The organism is Microbacterium sp. MMO-113 (assembly GCF_037148555.1).
GTDB lineage: Bacteria > Actinomycetota > Actinomycetes > Actinomycetales > Microbacteriaceae > Microbacterium.
This window is the reverse complement of the sequence record NZ_JBBCTD010000003.1, coordinates 540901-560302: the sequence shown is the minus strand read 5'-3', so window position 1 is coordinate 560302 and position 19402 is coordinate 540901. Positions and strand designations below refer to the sequence as shown.

At 71.1% G+C, this 19402-nt stretch carries 24 protein-coding genes and 1 tRNA gene; 9 read left to right on the top strand and 16 right to left on the bottom strand.

The genetic code is table 11. The annotated features are described in order from the left end of the window. Position 1: 1 nt before the first annotated feature. A tRNA-Cys gene (locus tag WFJ36_RS13485) sits at positions 2-72 on the top strand. 44 nt (positions 73-116) lie between these two features. Beyond that, positions 117-1229, top strand: a complete 1113-nt coding sequence (locus tag WFJ36_RS13480) for a DegT/DnrJ/EryC1/StrS family aminotransferase (protein ID WP_071329057.1) — start codon at positions 117-119, stop codon at positions 1227-1229. Between the two features lie 2 nt (positions 1230-1231). Here the strand turns inward: WFJ36_RS13480 and WFJ36_RS13475 are convergent, their stop codons facing one another. Next, entirely contained in the window at positions 1232-2083 is an 852-nt protein-coding gene (locus tag WFJ36_RS13475) for an AraC family transcriptional regulator (RefSeq protein ID WP_071329056.1), read from the bottom strand. Between the two features lie 122 nt (positions 2084-2205). On the opposite strand from WFJ36_RS13475, the gene WFJ36_RS13470 reads away from it, so the two are divergent. Continuing rightward, a complete protein-coding gene (locus WFJ36_RS13470) occupies positions 2206-2751 on the top strand; it encodes a carboxymuconolactone decarboxylase family protein (RefSeq protein WP_071329055.1) in 546 nt (181 codons plus the stop codon). Positions 2752-2816: 65 nt separating this feature from the next. On the opposite strand, the gene WFJ36_RS13465 is transcribed toward WFJ36_RS13470, so the two are convergent. Beyond that, positions 2817-3530, bottom strand: coding sequence for a glutamine amidotransferase (locus WFJ36_RS13465; RefSeq protein WP_336643467.1), 714 nt, complete (start codon positions 3528-3530; stop codon positions 2817-2819). Between the two features lie 26 nt (positions 3531-3556). On the opposite strand from WFJ36_RS13465, the gene WFJ36_RS13460 reads away from it, so the two are divergent. Next, complete coding sequence (locus WFJ36_RS13460; protein ID WP_071329053.1) at positions 3557-4237, top strand: HAD-IA family hydrolase; 681 nt, start codon at positions 3557-3559, stop codon at positions 4235-4237. On the opposite strand, the gene gabT is transcribed toward WFJ36_RS13460, so the two are convergent. After that, complete coding sequence (gene gabT / locus WFJ36_RS13455) at positions 4221-5564, bottom strand: 4-aminobutyrate--2-oxoglutarate transaminase (RefSeq protein ID WP_336643466.1); 1344 nt, start codon at positions 5562-5564, stop codon at positions 4221-4223. The genes WFJ36_RS13460 and gabT overlap by 17 nt on opposite strands. Before the next feature lie 72 nt (positions 5565-5636). Here gabT and WFJ36_RS13450 point away from each other — a divergent pair, with 72 nt between their 5' ends. After that, positions 5637-6416 (top strand): YggS family pyridoxal phosphate-dependent enzyme, encoded by a 780-nt coding sequence (locus tag WFJ36_RS13450; protein ID WP_336643465.1) that lies wholly within the window; start codon positions 5637-5639, stop codon positions 6414-6416. Between the two features lie 7 nt (positions 6417-6423). Here the strand turns inward: WFJ36_RS13450 and WFJ36_RS13445 are convergent, their stop codons facing one another. The 6 genes from WFJ36_RS13445 to WFJ36_RS13420 all read right to left on the bottom strand — a co-directional run bounded on the left by WFJ36_RS13445 (position 6424) and on the right by WFJ36_RS13420 (position 11431). Further along, complete coding sequence (locus WFJ36_RS13445; RefSeq protein WP_336643464.1) at positions 6424-6630, bottom strand: CDGSH iron-sulfur domain-containing protein; 207 nt, start codon at positions 6628-6630, stop codon at positions 6424-6426. Continuing rightward, positions 6627-7673 (bottom strand): iron-containing redox enzyme family protein, encoded by a 1047-nt coding sequence (locus WFJ36_RS13440; protein ID WP_071329049.1) that lies wholly within the window; start codon positions 7671-7673, stop codon positions 6627-6629. Before WFJ36_RS13440 ends, WFJ36_RS13445 begins: the two co-directional genes overlap by 4 nt. 104 nt (positions 7674-7777) lie before the next feature. Then, positions 7778-8641: an endo alpha-1,4 polygalactosaminidase gene (locus WFJ36_RS13435; protein ID WP_336643463.1), complete on the bottom strand. Its 864-nt coding sequence runs from the start codon at positions 8639-8641 to the stop codon at positions 7778-7780. Beyond that, entirely contained in the window at positions 8638-10044 is a 1407-nt protein-coding gene (locus tag WFJ36_RS13430; RefSeq protein WP_336643462.1) for an MFS transporter, read from the bottom strand. Before WFJ36_RS13430 ends, WFJ36_RS13435 begins: the two co-directional genes overlap by 4 nt. Positions 10045-10082: 38 nt before the next feature. After that, positions 10083-11159, bottom strand: a complete 1077-nt coding sequence (locus WFJ36_RS13425) for a carboxylate-amine ligase (RefSeq protein ID WP_336643461.1) — start codon at positions 11157-11159, stop codon at positions 10083-10085. A gap of 5 nt (positions 11160-11164) precedes the next feature. Continuing rightward, the gene (locus WFJ36_RS13420) at positions 11165-11431 is read right to left on the bottom strand and encodes a DUF7218 family protein (protein ID WP_025102516.1); all 267 of its coding nucleotides are present in this window, start codon (positions 11429-11431) and stop codon (positions 11165-11167) included. A 121-nt stretch (positions 11432-11552) separates the two neighbouring features. Here WFJ36_RS13420 and WFJ36_RS13415 point away from each other — a divergent pair, with 121 nt between their 5' ends. Continuing rightward, positions 11553-11717, top strand: coding sequence for a hypothetical protein (locus tag WFJ36_RS13415; RefSeq protein WP_164498167.1), 165 nt, complete (start codon positions 11553-11555; stop codon positions 11715-11717). A 69-nt stretch (positions 11718-11786) separates the two neighbouring features. On the opposite strand, the gene WFJ36_RS13410 is transcribed toward WFJ36_RS13415, so the two are convergent. Then, a complete protein-coding gene (locus WFJ36_RS13410) occupies positions 11787-11975 on the bottom strand; it encodes a CsbD family protein (protein WP_370670658.1) in 189 nt (62 codons plus the stop codon). Positions 11976-12185: 210 nt separating this feature from the next. Here WFJ36_RS13410 and WFJ36_RS13405 point away from each other — a divergent pair, with 210 nt between their 5' ends. Beyond that, a complete protein-coding gene (locus tag WFJ36_RS13405; RefSeq protein WP_336643460.1) occupies positions 12186-12587 on the top strand; it encodes a hypothetical protein in 402 nt (133 codons plus the stop codon). A gap of 21 nt (positions 12588-12608) precedes the next feature. Here the strand turns inward: WFJ36_RS13405 and WFJ36_RS13400 are convergent, their stop codons facing one another. Continuing rightward, complete coding sequence (locus tag WFJ36_RS13400; protein WP_180964567.1) at positions 12609-12956, bottom strand: hypothetical protein; 348 nt, start codon at positions 12954-12956, stop codon at positions 12609-12611. Positions 12957-13247: 291 nt separating this feature from the next. On the opposite strand from WFJ36_RS13400, the gene WFJ36_RS13395 reads away from it, so the two are divergent. Continuing rightward, entirely contained in the window at positions 13248-13742 is a 495-nt protein-coding gene (locus WFJ36_RS13395) for an FBP domain-containing protein (RefSeq protein WP_336643459.1), read from the top strand. Here the strand turns inward: WFJ36_RS13395 and WFJ36_RS13390 are convergent. The 5 genes from WFJ36_RS13390 to WFJ36_RS13370 all read right to left on the bottom strand — a co-directional run bounded on the left by WFJ36_RS13390 (position 13739) and on the right by WFJ36_RS13370 (position 18484). Then, positions 13739-14560, bottom strand: coding sequence for a PaaX family transcriptional regulator (locus tag WFJ36_RS13390; protein ID WP_336643458.1), 822 nt, complete (start codon positions 14558-14560; stop codon positions 13739-13741). The two genes, WFJ36_RS13395 and WFJ36_RS13390, sit on opposite strands and share 4 nt — an antisense overlap. Continuing rightward, positions 14550-15821: a kynureninase gene (locus WFJ36_RS13385; protein WP_292785921.1), complete on the bottom strand. Its 1272-nt coding sequence runs from the start codon at positions 15819-15821 to the stop codon at positions 14550-14552. The genes WFJ36_RS13390 and WFJ36_RS13385 overlap by 11 nt, the downstream gene beginning before the upstream one ends. 1 nt (position 15822) lies before the next feature. Further along, positions 15823-16809, bottom strand: coding sequence for an amidohydrolase family protein (locus WFJ36_RS13380; protein WP_336643457.1), 987 nt, complete (start codon positions 16807-16809; stop codon positions 15823-15825). Further along, entirely contained in the window at positions 16809-17660 is an 852-nt protein-coding gene (locus tag WFJ36_RS13375; protein WP_071329041.1) for a tryptophan 2,3-dioxygenase, read from the bottom strand. The genes WFJ36_RS13380 and WFJ36_RS13375 overlap by 1 nt, the downstream gene beginning before the upstream one ends. Positions 17661-17959: 299 nt before the next feature. Next, on the bottom strand, positions 17960-18484 hold the full coding sequence (locus tag WFJ36_RS13370) for a TetR/AcrR family transcriptional regulator (protein ID WP_336643456.1): 525 nt from the start codon (positions 18482-18484) through the stop codon (positions 17960-17962). Positions 18485-18562: 78 nt separating this feature from the next. On the opposite strand from WFJ36_RS13370, the gene WFJ36_RS13365 reads away from it, so the two are divergent. Then, entirely contained in the window at positions 18563-19273 is a 711-nt protein-coding gene (locus WFJ36_RS13365; protein WP_336643455.1) for an MBL fold metallo-hydrolase, read from the top strand. The last annotated feature ends 129 nt before the right edge of the window (positions 19274-19402 follow it).

The following is a 19402-nucleotide window of genomic DNA, read 5'->3' as shown; positions in this document are numbered from 1 at the left end:
CGGTGGAGTGACCGAGTGGCCAGGTCGCGGTCCGCAAGACCGTGTACGCAGGTTCGATTCCTGCCTCCACCTCCGATCCGGCTCTCGACGAGCCGTTCCCGACGAAGGGCATCTCCATGCAGAAGGACTTCATCCCGGCCGCCGCGCCGCTCATCGGCGACGACGAGGTGGCAGCCGTCGAACGGGTGCTCCGCAGTGGGATGCTCGCGCAGGGCCCCGAGGTGGCGGCGTTCGAGCGCGAGTTCGCGACCCAGTTCGTGGACGGTCGCACCACCGTCGCGGTCAACTCCGGTACGAGCGGGCAGCTCCTGGGACTGCTCGCCGCCGGTGTGGGGCCGGGCGACGAGGTGATCGTGCCCTCCTTCACCTTCGCGGCGGTCGCGAACTCCGTGGTGCTGGCCGGAGCGACGCCGGTGTTCGTCGACATCGAACCGACGCACTTCACCCTGGATCCGACCCGGGTCCGTGCCGCGGTCACCGCCCGCACGAAGGGCATCATGCCCGTGCATCTGTACGGGCACCCGTTCCTCGTGGACGGTATCGAGGAGGTCGCTCACGACCACGGTCTCGCCATCTACGAGGATGCTGCGCAGGCCCACGGCGCGGCGTGGCGAGGGAGGCCGGCGGGGACCATCGGCACGTTCGGCATGTTCAGCCTCTATCCGACGAAGAACATGACGGCGATCGAGGGCGGCATGGTGTCCTGTGCGGACGAGCAGGTGGCGCGCCGTATCCGTCTGCTCCGCAACCAGGGCATGGAGACGCAGTACGCGAACGAGGTCGTCGGCTACAACAACCGGATGAGCGAGGTGCATGCCGCAGTCGGTCGGGTGCAGCTCGGGCGGGTCGCCGCCTGGACCCGGCAGCGACAGGGGAACGCCGCGTTCCTCGACGCCGCGCTCGCCGGCATCGACGGCCTCACGGTGCCCGCGGTCGCGGAGGGCGCCGAGCACGTCTACCACCAGTACACGGTGCGGATCGCCGCGGGGGAGCGAGACCGGGTACGCGACGCTCTCCGCGACGAGCACGGGGTGGGTTCCGGCGTCTACTACCCGATCCCGAACCATCGGCTGCCCTCGCTGGCGCGCTTCGCTCCGACCGATGAGCTGCCGGAGACGGAAAGCGCGGCGCAGCAGGTGCTCTCCCTTCCCGTGCACCCGTCGCTCACGGCCGGGGATCTCGACCGGATCGTGACGGGGGTCGCGGCGGTGATGTCGGCCGGCGGCTGACTTCAGGCGGCGAGGCCGAGCCAGGCGCGGGGGGAGCGGCCCAGACGCTGGGTGAACGCCCGGGAGAAGGCAGAGGCGCTCGCATAGCCGAGGTCGGCGGCGACAGCGCTCACCGACATCCCCGCGCGGAGCTGCTCCTGAGCGATCGTGAGGCGCCACTCGGTGAGGTAGTCGCCTGGCGCGCGGCCCACGACGTCCTTGAAGCGCGCCGCGAAGGCACTGCGCGACATCGTTGCGGTCCGCGCGAGGGAGTCGAGCGTCCACGGTTCGCCGGGCGCCTCGTGCATCGCCACGAGGGCCGGGGCGAGGCGCTCGTCGGCCAGGCCGGGCAGCAGCCCCGGCGGCAGGGTCAGATCGCCGGAGTGGTCGAGCATCCAGCGCAGGAGCTGGATGAGGACGACCTCGAACATGCGGTCGGCCAGGAGGGGGCGTCCGCAGCGCACGTTGTCGACCTCGGCGAACAGGAGGTCGAGCGCCGGGCCGAGGGTGGACACCTCGTCGAGCGGAAGGACGATCACGGACGGGAGGGTGCGGACCAGGGGATGCGTCGCTCCGCCGTCGAAGTCGATCGTCGCGCAGGCGAAGTCGGATTCCTCGGTCGGGGCGTTGAGGAAGGTGTGATCGATCGGGCGGGGGAAGAACAGCAGGCTGGGGCGGGTGATCGTCTCGCGCTCGGTGCGGCCGTCAGGGCGCTGGTGCGTCACCTCCATCTCGCCGCGACGCAGCACGTGGAGGAAGCCGTGTCCCGCGCTCGCCGCGAAGGCGGTGGTGCCGCAGAGCGGTCCGGTATGGAACAGGCGACTGCGCACGCGGAAACGGTCGAGCAGTGGAGTGAGGCGGTCGAGCGGCGGCATACCCCCATTCTTCTGGACGATATGTGATGAACGCAAGACCAAAAGATGCGTATCGTACTTTCTTTTGCGGAAAGCTTAAGGAGAAGCCGAACCCGGCCCGTCCCGAAACAAAGGAGCAACCCATGCCCAACGTCCCTCTCGTCGACCGTGAGACCGCCACCGGCCCCGTCAAGGACCAGCTCGAGCAGATCGGCTCCGCCTTCGGCGCCGTTCCCGCCATGTTCCGTGCGGTCGCGAACTCGCCCGCCGCGCTCACCAGCATGTGGAGCGCGTTCGGCGCCTACGGTGGGGGCACGCTCGGCGCGGCCCTGGGCGAGCAGATCGCCGTCGCCGTCGCGAACCGCAACTCGTGCGGCTACTGCCTTGCCGCGCACACCGCGCTCGGCAGGAAGGCCGGCCTGTCGAAGGAGGTCCTCGCCGAGGCGCAGGAAGGCACCTCCGACGACCCGCGCACCGCGGCGCTGCTGGCCTTCGCGCTCAAGCTCGTCGAGGAGCGTGGCCAGGTGACCTCCGCCGATGTCGACGCCCTCCGCGCGCACGGCTGGAACGACGAGCAGATCGTCGAGACCATCGGCCAGGTCGCGCTGAACCTCTTCACGAACTACGTGAACATCGCGCTCGACGTGCCGATCGACTTCCCGACGGTGCCGCTGCGTCGCGCCGCCTGAGGTCGCGGGGAGCAGAGGCCGGATTCGCTGGGGGTCCGGCCTCTTCCGCTGCCCGGGCGTTCTCGTTAGACCTCGACCGCATCCAGCCAGTCGGTGAGGACGCGGGTGGCGAGTGTCTCGAGTCGGGGGCCGAGCGTGCGTGCCTGTTCCCGGATCCCCCGCGGGTCGATGCCGTGGTGATTCAGTTCGTGGGCGTGGCCGATGAGCCAGCGCTCGATGGCGCGGTGGTCGGCTTCCAGGTGGAACTGGAGGCCGAGAGTGCGCCCCACCGCGAAGGCCTGATGGGGGAAGCCGGGGGTGTGCGCCAGGGACTGCGCGCCGGCGGGGATCGCGAACTCGTCCCCATGCCAGTGCAGCACGGGCTCGCCGTCGAGAGGGGCCAGGACGGACTCCCGGCCCTCAGGGGTTAATGTGAGCGGGCCGAAGCCGATCTCGACCGCCCCGGTCGGCCGGACCGCTGCGCCCAGGGACTCGGCCAGGAGCTGCGCGCCCAGGCAGACGCCGAGCGTGGCGCCGCCGCTGTCCAGCCGCGCCGCGACGGCGGCCTTCGAGGAGCGCAGGAAGGGGTAGCGATCGTCGTCGTACACCCCGATCGGTCCGCCGAGGACGATGAGCAGGTCCGCTCCTGAGACGGTGTGCGCGTCGAGCTCGTCGATGCCGGCATCGAGGAGGGTGATCTCGTAGCCGCGCTCCGCCAGCAGGGGAGCGAGGATGCCGAGGTCTTCGAAGGGGACGTGGCGGACGGCGACGGCCGTTCGGGGCGTGCGGGACGCAGACATGCACTCTCCTCGGATAGATTTGACCTATGCCAAAAATAGCACACCAGGTTCAGGGTGCCGAGGTGATCGTGCGCACGACGGGGATCCTGTTCGACTGCGACGGGGTGCTGGTTGATTCCGTCCCCTCGGCCGCGACCGCGTGGGGTGCCTGGGCCCGTCGGTATGCCCCGGGATTCGACTTCCTCCGAGACGCCCCGCACGGCATGCGGCCGAGTGAGGTGGTCGCGACGCTCGTGGAGCCGGAGCGGGTGGACGAGGCGACGGCCGACCTGCTCGCGCGGGAGCTCGACGTCGCGTCGGCCACGGCGGGTATCCCCGGGGCCGCCGCCCTGCTGGCCGCGCTGCCGCCTGACCGGTGGGCGGTCGCGACGAGCAGCAACAGGGCCGTCGCGACCGCGCGGATGCGCGGAGCGGGCATCCCGACGCCTACCGTGCTCGTCGCCGCCGAGGATGTGGACCGCGGCAAGCCTGCGCCCGACCCCTACCTCCGCGCCGCGCGTCTGCTCGGGCGGGACCCGGGGGACTGCGTGGTCTTCGAGGACTCGGCTCCGGGGATCCGTGCGGCGAGGGCGGCCGGCGCGGGGTTCGTGGTCGGGGTGGGCGCAGCCTCTGCGACGGCCCACCCCGACCTCGTCGTGCAGGACCTTTCCCGGGTGCGGTGGAGGGGGGAGGCGCTGCGTCTCCGGGTGGTCAACGGAGCGCGCTGAGGGCCTCGTCGATCACGTCCACCGCGACGTCGAGCTGCTCGTCCGTCGTCGTGAGGGTCGGCAGGAAGCGGATCACGTTGCCGTCGCTCCCGGCGGTGAGCAGCAGGATGCCGCGCTGGGCGGCGAACTCCGCGATCATGGACGCAGCCCCGGCCAGCGGTCGTGTCGTACCTGGCGTGCTCAGCTCGAAGGCTTGCATGGCGCCGATCCCGCGAATGTCGCCGATGACGGCGTGGCGGGCGCGCAGCCCCTCGAGCCGCGCGGACAGGTGGGCGCCGATCCGTCGGGCGTCCGCGAAGAAGGTCCCGTGCTCGAGCTCGTCGAACACCGCGAGGGCGGCGGCGATCGAGACCGGGTTGCCGCCGAACGTGCCGCCGAGACCGCCGGGGTCGGGCGCGTCCATGATCTCGGCGCGGCCGGTCACTCCCGCCAGGGGCAGCCCGCCGGCGATGCCCTTCGCCGTGAGCACGAGGTCCGGCACGAGGTCGAAATGCGTGCTCGCGAACCACGTCCCGGTGCGCCCGAGGCCCGTCTGGATCTCGTCGGCGATGAACACCACGCCGTTCCGGGTGCACCACTCCTGCAGGGCGGGCAGGTAGCCCGCGGCGGGAACGACGAAGCCACCCTCGCCCTGGATGGGCTCGGCGATGACGGCGGCGAGGTCGTGGACGCCGATGCGCTGTTCCAGATGGGCGATCGTGCGCGCCGCGGCCTCCATGCCGTCGAGTCCGTCCCGGTACGGGTAGGAATTGGGGACGCGGTGGATGTCGGGGGCGAACGGGCCGAACCCGGTCCCGTACGGCGCCGCCTTGTGGTTCATCGCGAGCGCGAGGTTGGTGCGCCCGTGGAAGGCGTGGTCCAGGGCGGCGACGACGCGACGCCCGGTGTGCCGTCGGGCGATCTTCACCGCGTTCTCGACGGCCTCCGCCCCGGAGTTCGCGAAGGCCGTGCGGGTCTCGTGGGTGCCGGGGACCCTCTCCGCGAGCAGCTCGGCGAGGCGCACGTACCCCTCGTAGGGGGTGACGGTGAAGAGCGTGTGCGTGACCCGATCGAGCTGCTCCGTCGCGGCGGTGACGGCGGCGAGGTTGGTGTGGCCGATCGTCGTCACGCCGATGCCGCTGCCGAGGTCGAGGAAGCGGTTGCCGTCGACGTCGGTGACCCAGGGTCCGTCGGCGTGCTCGATGTAGACGGGCAGCACGCTGCCGACCCCGCGAGGGACGACGCGTTGCCGGCGCTCGTGCAGGGCGCGGCTCCGCGGCCCCGGCACCTCGGTGCGCAGGCGCGGAGTCGACAGCGAGGTGTCGGAGAACAGGCCGGGTGCGGACATGGGCAGGCTCCTTCGTGAGGGGATGTCGGCGGACGTGCGACGTGGTCCCGAAGCTATGTTAGATTTTGACCTATGTCAAAGTTCGAACCCGCGGAGGACGGCGCCGATCGCTACCCGACGGCGTCCACCGCCGCCGACTTCCAGGCCAACGTCGCGGCGGTGCGTGCGCGCATCGACGCCGCCGCCGAGCGGGCGGGACGCGAACCCGCTGCGGTGCACCTGCTCCCCGTGAGCAAGACCGTCCCGACCGATCGGGTGCGGGTGGCCATCGGTGCCGGCCTGCGTCGTCTCGGCGAGAACAAGGTGCAGGAGGCGGTACGCAAGAACCGGGAGACGGCCGACCTCGACGTCGATTGGGTGGTCATCGGTCACCTGCAGACGAACAAGGCGAGAGACGTCGCCTCCTTCGCTGCCGAGTTCCAGGCGCTCGACCGACTCCGCGTCGCGGAGGCCCTCGACCGGCGCTTGCAGGCCGCGGGCCGCAGCCTCGACGTGTACGTGCAGGTGAACACCTCGGCCGAGGACTCGAAGTTCGGGATGCCTCCGGAGGAGCTGCCGGGCTTCTTGAAGGCCCTGCCGTCCTACGGTGCCCTCCGTGTCCGTGGCCTGATGACGCTCGCGCTGCTCACGCCCGACGACGCCCGGGTGCGGGAGTGCTTCGCGCTCCTGCGCACGCTCCGCGACAGGGCGCGCGACGAGACTCCCGAACTCATCGGCGACGGTGCACTGTCGATGGGCATGTCCGGCGACTACGAGATCGCCGTCGAGGAGGGCGCGACGTGCGTGCGCGTCGGGCAGGCGATCTTCGGCGCGCGATCCGTCCCCGACAGTCACTACTGGCCGGAGGGCTGACCCCGGCTCAGCCCTCGGTGCGGAACCCGGCCGCCTTGTGCGTGCCGTCGCAGAACGGCTTGAGTGCGGAGAGCCCGCAGCGGCACAGCGCCACCGTGCGGCGCCGAGGATCGATCACCGTGCCGTCGCTCGCGCGCAGCTCGATCTCCCCGCGCACGAGCAGCGGGCCGTCGGGGTACGCGGTGACCGTGACCGGCTCCTCGCGACCGCTCATGCCGTCGTCCTCTCCCGCAGCGCCGAGCGGCCCTCGGTCCAGGCGTCCAGGGTGTGGGCTCCGGCCCACCCGTCGACCGTGAGGCACGCGGCCGCGCCGAACAGGATGTCCGCCAGCAATTCCGGACGGTCCTCGGCGAGGCTGCCCGCGAGGTCGCGGGCGGCGATCTGCTCGTGCACCGCGTCGGCCTCCACATGCTCCTCGAAGTACGCGGCGACCTCGTCGGCGAACCCCAGCCGGTGCAGGCCGTCGGCGTAGAACCGGCAGGGGATCGACGAGGTCATCTCGTAGGCGGCGAGATGGCCGACGATGGCGCCGACGAGCCGGCGGTTGAGTCCGAACAGGCTCATCATGTTGTGCGAGGCGAGCGTGATCGCCGGGGCGTCGTCGAGATAGGCGCCGTACGTGTCGTCGAGTCCTGCGGCGCGCAGGGCCCGCGCATAGAGCTCCGCATGCACCCGCTGGGGTCGGCCGCCGCCGTACTCGTCGGACTGGATCTCCACGAGCGCGGCCTTGGGGCGGCCGGTCAGCCGCGGAATCGCCCAGGAGTGCGGATCGGCCTCCCGCAACGTGTACACCGATCGCAGGATCAGGGATTCCTCGGCCTGCTCGCGGGTGGCCTTCCGGGCGATGTGCCGGGACAGGCTGGGGCCGGTGTCCGCGGCGGCGAGGGCGAACAGGGCGCGACCGACGGCGTCGACCGTGGGTTCGGGAAGCTCGGGCACCGGCACGGTGTCACGCAGTGCGGCCTCGAAGGCGTCCTCGAGGATGCGGCGTGCCGTGACCACCCCGGCATCCCACTCGAGACTCGCATCCAGCTGCGGAAGCGAGCCGTAGGACGACGCGTAGAGGACGAACAGGCCGAGCTGGATGTCGTCATCCCGGACCACGTCGTCGCTCGCAGCGACGGCTGCGGCGGCGAGGTCGGGGAGGGTCGCGGCATCGTCACCGCGACCCGTGAGGACGCCGAGGACGGCGCTCGACAGGGGGCCGCGCGGCGAGAAGGCGACGGCGGTGTCGGCGTCGAGGGTGGAGAGGGTCATGAGGAGGGGCTCCCATCGGATCGATCACCCGCATCCTCACGCGCGCGAGCGGAGACCACCAGGGACTTGACGCCGAGCCGGTCGGCAGGCAAGCGCGCCCGTCGTCACGGGCACCCGGCGAACACATAGCCCTCATCGTCCGGAGTGACGAGGTCACGATCGCGGAGCACGGTCGACGCCGGGGTGTCCGGGTCGGCGCACATCTCAGTGAACGGCCGGGGGAGCTGATCCGTGTACTCGATGTCGATCACGTGCGCCCCGTAGACCGCGGTGTACGCACCGCACTCCGCGAAGGCGGCGCATTCCTCCGTCACGGCGAAGTCGAAGCCCGCGCGCTCCTTCAGGACGTCCGCATGCTCGGCCGCGTTCTTCTGCCCGGCGGCGAGCCCGACACCGTGCGCCGCGTCGACGAGCAGCTCCGCGAGCGCGAGGTTGTCGTCCAGGCTCAGGGCGCCGCCGGAGCGCGAGAACGAATCGAGGTTGTCGAACTCGACCGCCTGGAAGCCGGAGTCCGCGCAGCCCTCGATCCACGGGATCACGATCTCGGCGATGCGGGATCGTTGCGCCGCGCTGCCGGTGTCCAGGAGGGCCTCGTCGGGCCAATCGGGGTCGAAGACCACCTCGTCGCCGTCGCGCAGGAGAAGGTCGTCGGGCCAGGCGTCGAGCTCGCCCGGCTGGGTCTGGAAGCCGTTGACGTAGCAGACGGAGTAGAGGCCGGCAGCCGGCTCCGCGCTGCGGTCGCGCCCGACGATGCCCACCCCCTCGGGCGGATCGTAGGCGCCGCCGAGCTGGTAGTCGGGGAGGGCGCCGGTCGGAGGAAGTGCGACATCGGCCGACGACCCCGTTCCCTCCGCGGGGGGAGCGGGCAGCGCGGTGCAGGCGGCGAGAGCGAAGACCCCGACCGCGACCGACGCCGCCAGGGAGAGGTGTGTCGTCCTTCGACGGCGCCGCGGACGCGGGACGCTCATCGCGGCTGAGGCGTCGTCTGCGCGGGAGCGCCGACGGGCGGGGCCGCCGCCTCCGAGGGGTTCCGGCGGATGCCGATCCACGACACGACGCCGCCGAGCACGAGGAGCGCCGCCGTGACCCATGCTGCGTTGTGGAAACCGTCGAGGTCGAGCGTGCCCCCGACGATGGTCGACAGCATCGCGACCACCAGCAGACCCGCGACGCGGGAGACGGCGTTGTTCACAGCGGAGGCGATGCCGGAGTGGTTCTCGTCGATGGCCCCGAGGATCGCGGCCGTCAGCGGGGCGACGGTGAGCGACAGACCGAGACCCATCACGATCATGGCCGGGAGCACCTGCGCCCAGTAGTCGAAGGTGGCGTTCACGGTCAGCAGCATCAATGCGCCGACGGCCATGATCAGCGGTCCGATCGTCATGAAGATGCGCGGGCCCCAGCGCCCCGCCCACCCGCCGGCGCGGGAGCTCAGCAGGATCATGAGGATCGTCATCGGCAGGCTCGCGAGCCCGGCCGCCGTGGCGCTGAGTCCCGCCCCCTGCTGGAGGTAGACGCCGACCACGAAGCCGTTTAGGGAGAGCGCGGCGTACACGAAGAGCGTGGCGAGGTTGCCCCACCCGAAGTCGCGCACCCGGAACAGCCAGAGCGGCATGAGCGGTGTGGCCGAGCGGCCCTGGCGCCACAGGAAGACGGCGAAGAGCACGGCCCCGACCACGGCGGGGATCCAGATCGCGAGGGAGGTCCATCCGAGGTTCGGCTGCTCGATGAGGGCGAAGACGATGGCGCCCAGACCCAGCGCGCACAGTGCTCCGCTCCACCAGTCCACGCGGACGCCTCGCGGGTGCTCCGGTAGATGCAGGCGGGCGAGCAGCACCAGCGTCACCCCGATGGGGAGGACGTTGATGAGGAAGACGAAGCGCCAGGACAGGAAGTCGACGAAGAGTCCGCCGAGCAGGGGGCCGACCAGCTGGGCGGCCGTGGTGAAGGCGGTCCAGACGCCGATGGCCCTTGCCTGCAGGTCGCCGCGCATGGTCGCGGTGATGAGCGCGAGGGAGCTGGGGACGAGCAGGGCTCCGGCCGCCCCCTGCGCCCCGCGAGCCACGATGAGCATGAGCGGGTCGATCGCGGCGGCGACGGCGACGGACGCGATGCCGAAGGCGATGAGGCCGATCCGCATCACCAGCACCCGTCCGTAGGCGTCGGACAGGGAGCCGGCGAGCAGGATCAGCGCGCTGAGGGTGATGAGGTAGGCGTCGACGACCCACTGCTGCGTGGTGATCCCGCCGCCGAGCTCTTCACTGATGGCGGGAAGGGCGACGTTCACCACAGTCCCGTCGAGGAACGTGACGAACGAGGCCAGCACGGCAATCGCGATGACGAGCCGCTGGAGCGGGGCGAAGGATGACACAGGCCGACCCTACTCCGGGCGACGGACGCGAGGGCCGGTCAGTCGGCCGGAGTTCCGGTACCTCCCTGCAGGAGCCGTCGGAGCGCGGGGAGCCCGTCCCGTGCGTGCGCCGCGCGCTGTCGGTCCGCACCGGTCCCGTCGGCCCGCATCCGGTCGAGACCTTCCTGCACGGCGGCCGCATCGCCGAGGTCGTCCAGCACCGGCCCGATGTCGTCGATCAGGTGCTCCGCCACGGTCCAGGTCGGGCAGACCTCTCCGGTGAGCGGATCCACGATGCGGGCCGTCATCCCCGCTCTCGACGCCATCCAGATCGACGCGTCGATCGCCTCCGTCTCGTCGGCGACGATCCGCTGCCCGGACGACAGGGCGATCCCGCGGGTCAGCAGTGCGGAGAGAACGGCGTCCTCCGCAGTGAGCTGAGTGTCCGCGACGCGCGCCTCGACCGTCGGGTAGCGCTCCGAGAGGCGCACCGCCCACGAGAGGGAGGTGGCCTCGCCGATGGTTCCGAGGGCGAGGAGCTGGTCTACGCGCGCCCGGTAGTCGTCGAGGTCGGCGAACCGGGGCGGACACCAGGACGAGGGGAGCCGGCGGATGAGCATGCTCCGCCAGCTCGCGAATCCCGTGTCGAGACCGTTGCCGAACGGGCTGTTCGTGCTGAGAGCGAGCAGCAGCGGCAGCCAGGCGCGGAGACGGTTCAGGGCGCGGACCCGCTCCTCCTCGTCCGCCACCTCGACGTGCACGTGCAGACCGTTCACCTCGTGTTCGCGGGTGAGGTGCGCGAGCCGCCGCGCGACGTCGTCGTAGTGCGCCGACGGCGAGAGGCGCGGCGAGCGGAGAGTGGTGAACGGAGAGCCAGTGGGCGCCGCGATCGCGCGCCGGGCGCGTGCCTGCGTGCCGATGGCCGTGCGCATCGCCGTCAGCTGCTGGACGGCCTCGGCGCCGGTCCGCACCGGATCGGTGAGGGCCTCGACCTGCGAGGCCAGGTACTCGGTGGTCACGCGTCCGGCGATGACGTCATCGCCGATGCGCTCCAGGATGTCACCGCTGAGGGCGACGGGGACGAGCGAATCCTCGTCGAGCAGGAGGAACTCCTCCTCGATCCCGAAGCGCGTCATCCGGGTCAGTGGTTTCGCAGTTCGGAGATGAGCTCGGCCTTGCGCTTGCCGCTGTAGCCGGTGAGGCCCAGCTCCTTGGCGCGCTTGCGCAGCTCGGGAACGGTCCAGTCCTCGTAGTCCCCGTGCTTCCCGCCGCGGCGGCCGACCGAGCTGCGGCCGTCTCGTGCGGCGGCGTTCGAGATGCGGGCGGCCTTCTCCTTCGAAGCCCCGTCGTCGCGGAGCTCTTCGTACAGCTCCGGATCTTTCAGTGAGTTGTTGCGTCGTCCTGGCATTGCTCTGCTCCTTCGCGCATCGGGAGGGTCGAAGTCAACCCCCTCCAGAGAGGGTGTGGTTCGGGTCTAGCGTGAGGTCACCGCAGTCGGGCGCCCGCGCCCCCAGAGAAGGGAAAGACCGATGAACATCCTCCTGATCATCGTCATCGTCATCGCCGTGATCCTCGCGATCACCGGAGGACTGGTGCAGTCGCTCCAGTTCCTGCTGTGGGTCGGTCTGGTGCTCCTGGCCATCGCCGTGATCGCCTGGCTGATCCGAGCGATCACCGGCAGCCGCAAGGTCTGACCCGAGTGCGGAGGGGGAGGCTCGCCATCGGCGAGCCTCCCCCTCTTCATGGGATCAGCGGGTGGGGGATCAGCGGTTGAACGCGTCCTTGACGCTGTCGCCGGCCTTGCCCGCGGCGTCCTTCACGTTCTCGCCGGCCTGCTTCGCGTCGGCCTTGACCTGATCCGCCTGGCCTTCGGCCTCGAGCTTCTCGTTGTCGGTCAGCTTGCCGAAGCCTTCCTTGACCTTGCCACCCAGCTTCTCAGCGGAATTCTTCATGTCATCTGCGCCACTCATAAGAGGCTCCTCTCCTGGACGGATCGATTGCTCTTCGAGCGTCGCACCGGGCGTGCGGTCCGTCCACGGGATTGACATTCACCGAGCGGCGTGTCAGCGTTCCGCCCCCATCGACTCCCGTCCCACCCAGGGGTTAGCCTGGCGCCAGGCGGGTGTCCTGCCCGTCGTCCTCGACGAAGGGAGCGGTGTGCGATGGACGCGATGATGATGGGTGCCATGTCCAAGAACATGGAGTCGATGCCGGACATGGCGATGATGGACATGTCGGTGCTGCAGGCCTGTATGGACGCCTGTGCGGCCTGCGAGCAGGCCTGCACCGTGTGCGCGACGCAGGAGATGGGCTGCGCCCCCGCGTGCATGAACTGCGCGGACATGTGTCACACGATGATGCGATCCATGCTCCGCGTGCAGGGGATGACCCCGGCCACGATGATGGCGATGCTGGACGCCTGCATCGCGATGTGCCAGATGTGCATGGACGAGTGCATGCAGCACGCCGATCACAGCGACGTCTGCCGCCTGTGCGCTCAGGCGTGCCAGGCCTGCATGAACGCCTGCATGGCGGTCCGCGACATGATGATGGCGAGCGCCTGACCCGAGGGGGTCAGTGCATCCTCACACGACGGCGACGTTGAAGCGGGTGCGCCCGACGGCGAGCACGGCGTAGTCGAGGTGGAGGGCGACCGGGCTGCCGATGGCGGCCTCCAGCGCCGCGCCGGAGCCGTTCCACAGCGTGTGGGTGGTGCCGTCGAGCGTGCGGACGACGAGGTCTCCGGCGACCGGATCCGCCGCGGTCACGAACGCGTCCGCCCATCGCGCCGGGGTCGCCGCCGCGAGGCGCTCCTGGATCAGGTGCAGGGCGTGGCCGGGGGCCGAGGAGGAGCAGCGGCCGCCGTTCCGGCACATGCACGTCGCACGCTCACGCACCTCGAGGGGCGGACGGCGGTGCAGCGGCGTGGACACGGGGACTCCTTCGGATCGGCGTCCGGCCAGAGTACGCCGACGAGGTCGGGATCCCGCAGCGCTCTCGACACGCGACGAAACAAACGGGTGTATGCTCGCCGGGTGCTGTCGTCGATGAGCGCCCTCGGGGCGCGGAGCGGAGCTGCAGGCGCGTTCAGCGCCGCAGGCAGAGGCTGAGGACCGGCCGGAGGCGGAACCCCGTCTCCGGTGCTGCGTCGTACCCCGGCATCGTCCGGGTGATCCTCCGATCCGTCTCGCCGTTCCGGCGATCACACCGAAAGCTCTTCCCTCATGCGTCCCATCGACGAGCGCGCCCTGCGCGCCTCCTTCTGCAACGCCTCCCGCAAGGAGGTCTCCGACATCACCGTGCCGCCCGGCTTCGCCGAGACCGACTTCGACCGACTTGACTACCTCGGCTGGGTCGACCCGAAGCTGCCGCGGCGCGCCTATGTCGTCGTCTGGATCGACGACGAGCCCGTGGGCGTCGTGCTGCAGCGTGCCGAGCAGCGCGTGCTCGCCCGCGCTCAGTGCTCGTGGTGCGAGGACGTGACGCTCCGCAACGACGTGCAGCTGTACGTGGCCCGACGCGCCGGGGCCGCCGGTCGCAAGGGCGACACGGTCGGCGTTCTCGCGTGCGCCGAGTTCGGCTGCAACGCGGCGGTGCGCACGCTCCCGCCGCTGGCCTATCCGGGGTACGACCGCGAGCTCGCGCGCGAGATGCGGATCCTGCGGCTGCAGGAGCACGTGACCGGGTTCGTGCGCGAGGTCGCCACCCGGAATGGCTAGGTCGTCACGGCTCGCACGTGAGCCAGGGCGGGTGCCTCCCACGCCGCCGACAGCCGGGCGAACGCCTCGAAGCTGCGTCCGCCCGGCCAGTCGGCCGGCAGCATCGCCGGGGGCAGCCCCGGATCGGTGTAGGGCAGCACCCGCCACCGGTCGATGAGGTGCACGTACGCGGGGAACGGCGCATCGGGCATGGCCGTGAGCGACGCCTGGAAGGCCTCGTGCTCGGCGCGCAGCCCGTCCAGGTCCCACCACGCCGCAGCGGCCTCGGCCAGGGTGCCGGCCGGGGCCGGGGCCGAGGCGTCGAACAGGGTCGCCCAGCGGCGGGCATCCAGCTCGTCGAGGATCTGCTCCGCCTCCTTCCTGAGGTGCCCGGGACAGATCCACAGGGCGGGGGAGACGACACCGGCGCCGATCCAGTGCAGCCGACGGCGCAGTTGATGGCGCACGCTGCGCGCGCTCTCTGGGATCGAGAACGACACGAGGCACCACGGATCGTCGTCGGTCATCTCCTGCATCCGGAAGATCCGGCGGTCGCCGCGCTCCAGCATCGGCACGGCCGCCGGGCTCAGCCGGTACCCGACGGCGTCGCGGCGTTCCGGTAGGAGCAGGCCCTTCTGCTTGAGACGGGCGATGCCCGTCCGGGCGGGAGCGGCGGGGATGCCGAGATCGGCGGCCAGCGCCACGAGATCGGCGGCCGAGATCCAGCCCCCGAGCGGGCGCAGATACAGGCCGATCAGGGTGCGCAGGAGCGAGGCGGTGCTGCCGGGGCGGGCGTCGATGTCATCGAGCACGACCGGCGCCGCGGGGTCAGGAGACACCGGACTCCAACGCATCCCTGACCGCGAGCACCCCGGCCACGGTCTCGGCGTGCGAGGTGCTCAGCGGCGACAGCCCGAGCCGGATCCCGTCCGGGAAGCGGAAGTCGGGGATGACGCCGTCGGCCCAGAGCCTCCGGGTGACCTCCCGGAAGTCGGGGTGGCCGATCGTGATGTGTCCGCCGCGTCGCGCGGGGTCGCGAGGGCTGAGCAGGCGGACGTCCAGCGGCGCGAGCAGCTCGTCGTACGCCCGGACCGCGAGCGCGGTGAGCGACTCCGACTTCGCGCGCACGCCGTCGATCCCCGACTGCTCGATGAGGTCGATCATGCCCTGCATCGCGAGCATCGAGGTCACCGGCGGCGTGCCGCTGAGGAGCTGACGGATGCCGTCGGCGGGGACGTACTCCGGGCCCATGGCGAAGATGTCGGCGGCGCTCCACCATCCCTGGATCGGCTGCCGCAGCAGGCCCTGCAGGTCGTGGCGGAGGTAGGCGAACGCGGGCGATCCCGGGCCGCCGTTGAGGTACTTGTACGTGCAGCCGACGGCCATGTCGACGCCCCAGTCGTCGAGCTGCATCGGCACGACGCCCGCCGAGTGGCAGAGGTCCCACATCATCAGCGCCCCGGCCTCGTGGACGACGGCCGTGATGCCGGGCATATCGGCGAGGGCGCCGGAGCGGTAGTCGACGTGGCTGAGCGAGACGAGCGCCGTCCGCTCGGAGACCACGGCCGCGACGTCGTCGATCGTGACGCCGTGCACCGGATCGGGCGTGATCCAGCGCAGCGTGGCCCCCATCTCCGCCGCGACGCCCTCGGCAAGGAACCGGTCGGTGGGGAAGTTCCCCTCCTCGATCACGAGCTCCGTCCGCCCCGTGGGCCCCTGAGCCGCGCCGCTGGGTCCCTGAGCGTGTCGAAGGGCCCCCCGCATGAGCTTGTAGATGAGGACGCTCGTGGAGTCGGACACGACCGTCTGCCCCGGCCCCGCGCCCAGGGTCACGGCGCCGATGCGGTCGCCGAGTTCCATCGGCAGGGCCATCCACTGCTCGTCCCAGGAGCGGATGAGGCGGGTGCCCCAGTCCTCGCGCACGAAGGCGGCGAGCTTCTCCGGCACGTCGCGCAGCGGGCGGCCGAGCGAGTTGCCGTCCAGGTAGGCGGTGACGCCCGGGGCCTCGACGAACGCGTCGAGGTGCGCGGCGAGTGGGTCCGCTTCGTCCAGGGCGCGGGCGGCGTCGAGGAGGGCGGTATCGGCGGAGCGGTCGGTCATGTCACACATTCAGGTCGGCGGGGGTGAGCGGGCGGGCGGCCAGGGGATCGGCGGATCCCGGTGGCAGCAGGAGGAGGAGAGAGCGGGGATCGAGCGGGTCGACGGGCGCAAGGGCGCGGAGGAGGGCCTCGTCGTCGAGGCCGGCGGTGCGGAGGGCGGCGACCTCGGTCGGGTTCAGGTCGACGGGGGTCGGGCCGTTGCCCATGTCGGTGCCGTAGCGGACGGTGCCGCCGGCGGCGTGGAACCGGGCGACGTTGTCGATCGCGATGGCCCTCGCGGCGGGGTCGTGGATGGCGAGGGTGCTGATCCAGGCGGACCGGACGGCCTGCTCCGCGATCTCCTCGTCGTCCAGACGCTCGGTGAACGGAGCGTGCGCGAGCTGCGTCGCTCCGAGGCGGATGACGCGCTGCGCCTCGCCGGGGCCCTCCGCGTGGGCGACGACGGGGAGGCCGTGCGCCGCGGCGAGCTCGACGATCGCGCGGAAGAGGGCGTCGGAGAGGACCGGGCCGGCGGCGCTGTTGCTCGCGGCCTTGATGCCGGAGGCGCCGGCCGCCGCCAGCTCCTCGATCACGGTCGCCGCCGCCGCGGAGTCGGCGATCTCCCGGACCGAACCTGCCGGTGCCCACGCGCGGTCCGAAGGGTAACCGCCGGGAGGAGTGAGGAACGCGCCGGCGTAGTGGACGGTGCGCGACGCTCCAGATCCGTGTCGGGTCGACGAATCTCCGGAGTGGTGCCGGGCGATCCCCGCGACTGTGGACGGATCGCCGCCGAGGTCGACCACCCGACCGAGGCACGACGAGGCGAGGAGCGCATGGTCGACGAGCTGCAGATGCACGTGGTGGTCCGTGAAGCCGCCGACGATGCGTCCGATCAGGGCCGGGGTGCCGGGGGAGGGCGCCTCATCGCGGAGCTGGGGGCGCCCGTCCACGCCGAGCCCGGCGACGCCCTCGCGCCAGCGCTCACCGTCGAAGAACGTCGCCGCGCGCATCAGGAGCCGATCTCGGTGCGGACGGTGTAGAGCTCCGGGAAGAACGTCAGGTCGAGGGCACGCTGCAGGAAGCCGACGCCGCTCGATCCACCCGTGCCGACCTTCATCCCGATGGTGCGGGACACGGTCTTGAGGTGGCGGAATCGCCAGAACTGGAAGTTGTCCTCGAGGTCGACGAGGTCCTCGCAGGCCTCGTAGAGGTCCCAGTGGGTGCGCGGGTCCTGGTAGATCGCGCGGATCGCGGGCACGAGGGCGGGGGTCTCGCGGTACGGCTCGCGCACGTCCCGGTCGAGGATCTCGCGCGGGACGGGGAGCCCGCGGCGCGACGCGTAGCGGAGGAACTCGTCGTACAGCGTGGGCTTCTCCCACTCGGCGGTGAGGAGCGCGAGGTTCGCAGGGTGGTCGCGGAAGACGCTCAGCATCTTCTCGTTCTTGTTGCCCAGCGCGAACTCCACGGCGCGGTACTGCACCGACTGGAAGCCGGACGAGTTGCCGAGCGCGCCACGGAACTGGGCGTACTCCGTCGGGGTCAGTGTCGCCAGGACCGACCACTGCTGCGTCATCACGTCCTGGATGCGCTTGACCCTGGCGATGCGCTTGAGGGCTTCGCGCAGGTCGTCGGCCGCGAGCAGCTCCCGGGCGGAGCTGAGCTCATGCAGCAGCTGCTTCAGCCAGAGCTCCGTCGTCTGGTGCTGGATGATGAACAGCATCTCGTCGTGGTGCTGCGGGTCGCTCACCGGATGCTGTGCCGTGAGGAGCTGGTCGAGCGCGAGATACGAGCCGTAGGTCATGCGGCCGGAGAGGTCCGTGACGATCCCGGACTCGAGTGCGCGTTCGTTCTCGGTGTGCATCCCGCGAACATATCACTTCCGTGCCGGTCGTCACAGACCTGTTATGTCCGGTCTCGGCTCACCTGCACGATCCGGAGACAGTTGCACGGGTATCTCCCTGATTCGGTCGTGCATCCGTGCCCGGCTCGTGCGCCCGTGCCCAGGACCGCCCGCACGACCGGGGGACGGATTCGTGACGAGCGTCCCCAATCGGCTGGCGAGCTGGGCCCCGGCGGAGTCTCCCGCCAGCACGATGCGGCGCCGTCCACGGCCTCAGTGCGCCGGCATCCGCCGTCGTGGACTGGGAAGGGCGGGCGTCCTCACCCAGCGAGGCTCGTGATGAGGCGCCGGAGGCCGTACTCGAAGGCGCGGTCGACATCACCGCCGAGTCGGAACGCCCCGGACAGCTCCATCTGCAGGAATCCGGTGGCCCAGGCGGTGAAGAGACGCGCGGCGTCGAGGGCGTCCGTCTCGCCGACCGCGGTGGCGCAGGCGCGGATGACGGGGGCGGCGGAGCGTTCCAGGGTCTCGCGGGAGACCGCGGCGTTGAACATGAGGCGGAATCCCTCCGGGTGCGCGTGAGCGAAGGTGCGATAGGTCCGGGCGAGGGTGGAGAGGTCGTCGCCGGCCGCCTCGAGTCGGGTCGCGAGGGCATGGACGGATGCCGTGGCGACCGCGGCGCGCAGGGCCTCGCGATCGCGCACGCGCTTGTAGAGGGAGGGGGCGCGCACGCCCACACGCTCCGCGACCGCCTGCATCGTGAGTCCCGCAGGCCCCTCGGCCTCGATGATCGCCTGGCCGGCCGCGACGATGGCATCGATCGATGTGCGCTCGGGGGTGGGCATGGATCCTCCTCGATGGCTATTGACAGTAGCCATGATAGCTACGTAACGTAGCCATCGCAATCGCCCGAGAGGATCATCATGAAGCTCGCCCCCCACCTCCACCGCCTCGGCAACGACATCGTCGCCTCGTACCTCATCGATCTGCCCGAGGGCATCACCCTCGTCGACGCCGGGTTGCCCGGGCACTGGCATGACCTGCAGCGGGAGTTGGCCGCGATCGGGCGATCGCTGTCCGACATCCGCGGACTCGTGCTGACCCACGGCGACAGCGACCACATCGGATTCGCGGAACGACTGCGTCGCGAGTCCGGCGTACCGGTGTTCATCCACGGTGCTGATGCCCACCGCGTGCGTACCGGGGAGAAGCCGAAGACCCCGATGGGTCCTGCCCGGCTCGGTCCGATGCTCGGGTTCCTGGCCTACGGCCTCCGCAAGAGTGCGGTCCGCACGCGCCACGTCACCGAGGTGTCCGAGGTCGCGGACGGTGATGTGCTCGACCTCCCCGGGGCCCCGGTCGTCGTGGGGCTCCCGGGGCACTCGCCGGGGAGTGTCGCAGTGCACATCCCGGCGGTCGGCGCGGTGTTCGTCGGCGACGCTCTGACCACGCGGCATGTGCTCACGGGGGAGGAGGGCGCGCAACCGGCCCCGTTCACCGACGCGCCCGCGGAAGCCCTGGCCTCGCTCGACCGTCTCGCGGCGCTCGACGCCGAGTGGGTCCTTCCCGGCCATGGTGCGCCCTGGCACGGATCTCCCGCCGACATCGCCGCCGCGGTCCGCGCCCACGCCTGACCCTCGCCCCTGTCGGGCTCAACAACGCTCCTCCCCGCGGCTGCCGAGGTGCTTTTCCATCCCGCGACGGAGGCTCCGTGCGGGATCGAAACCGTGCCCGGTGGACCCACGCGAGGGGCGGAATCCGTC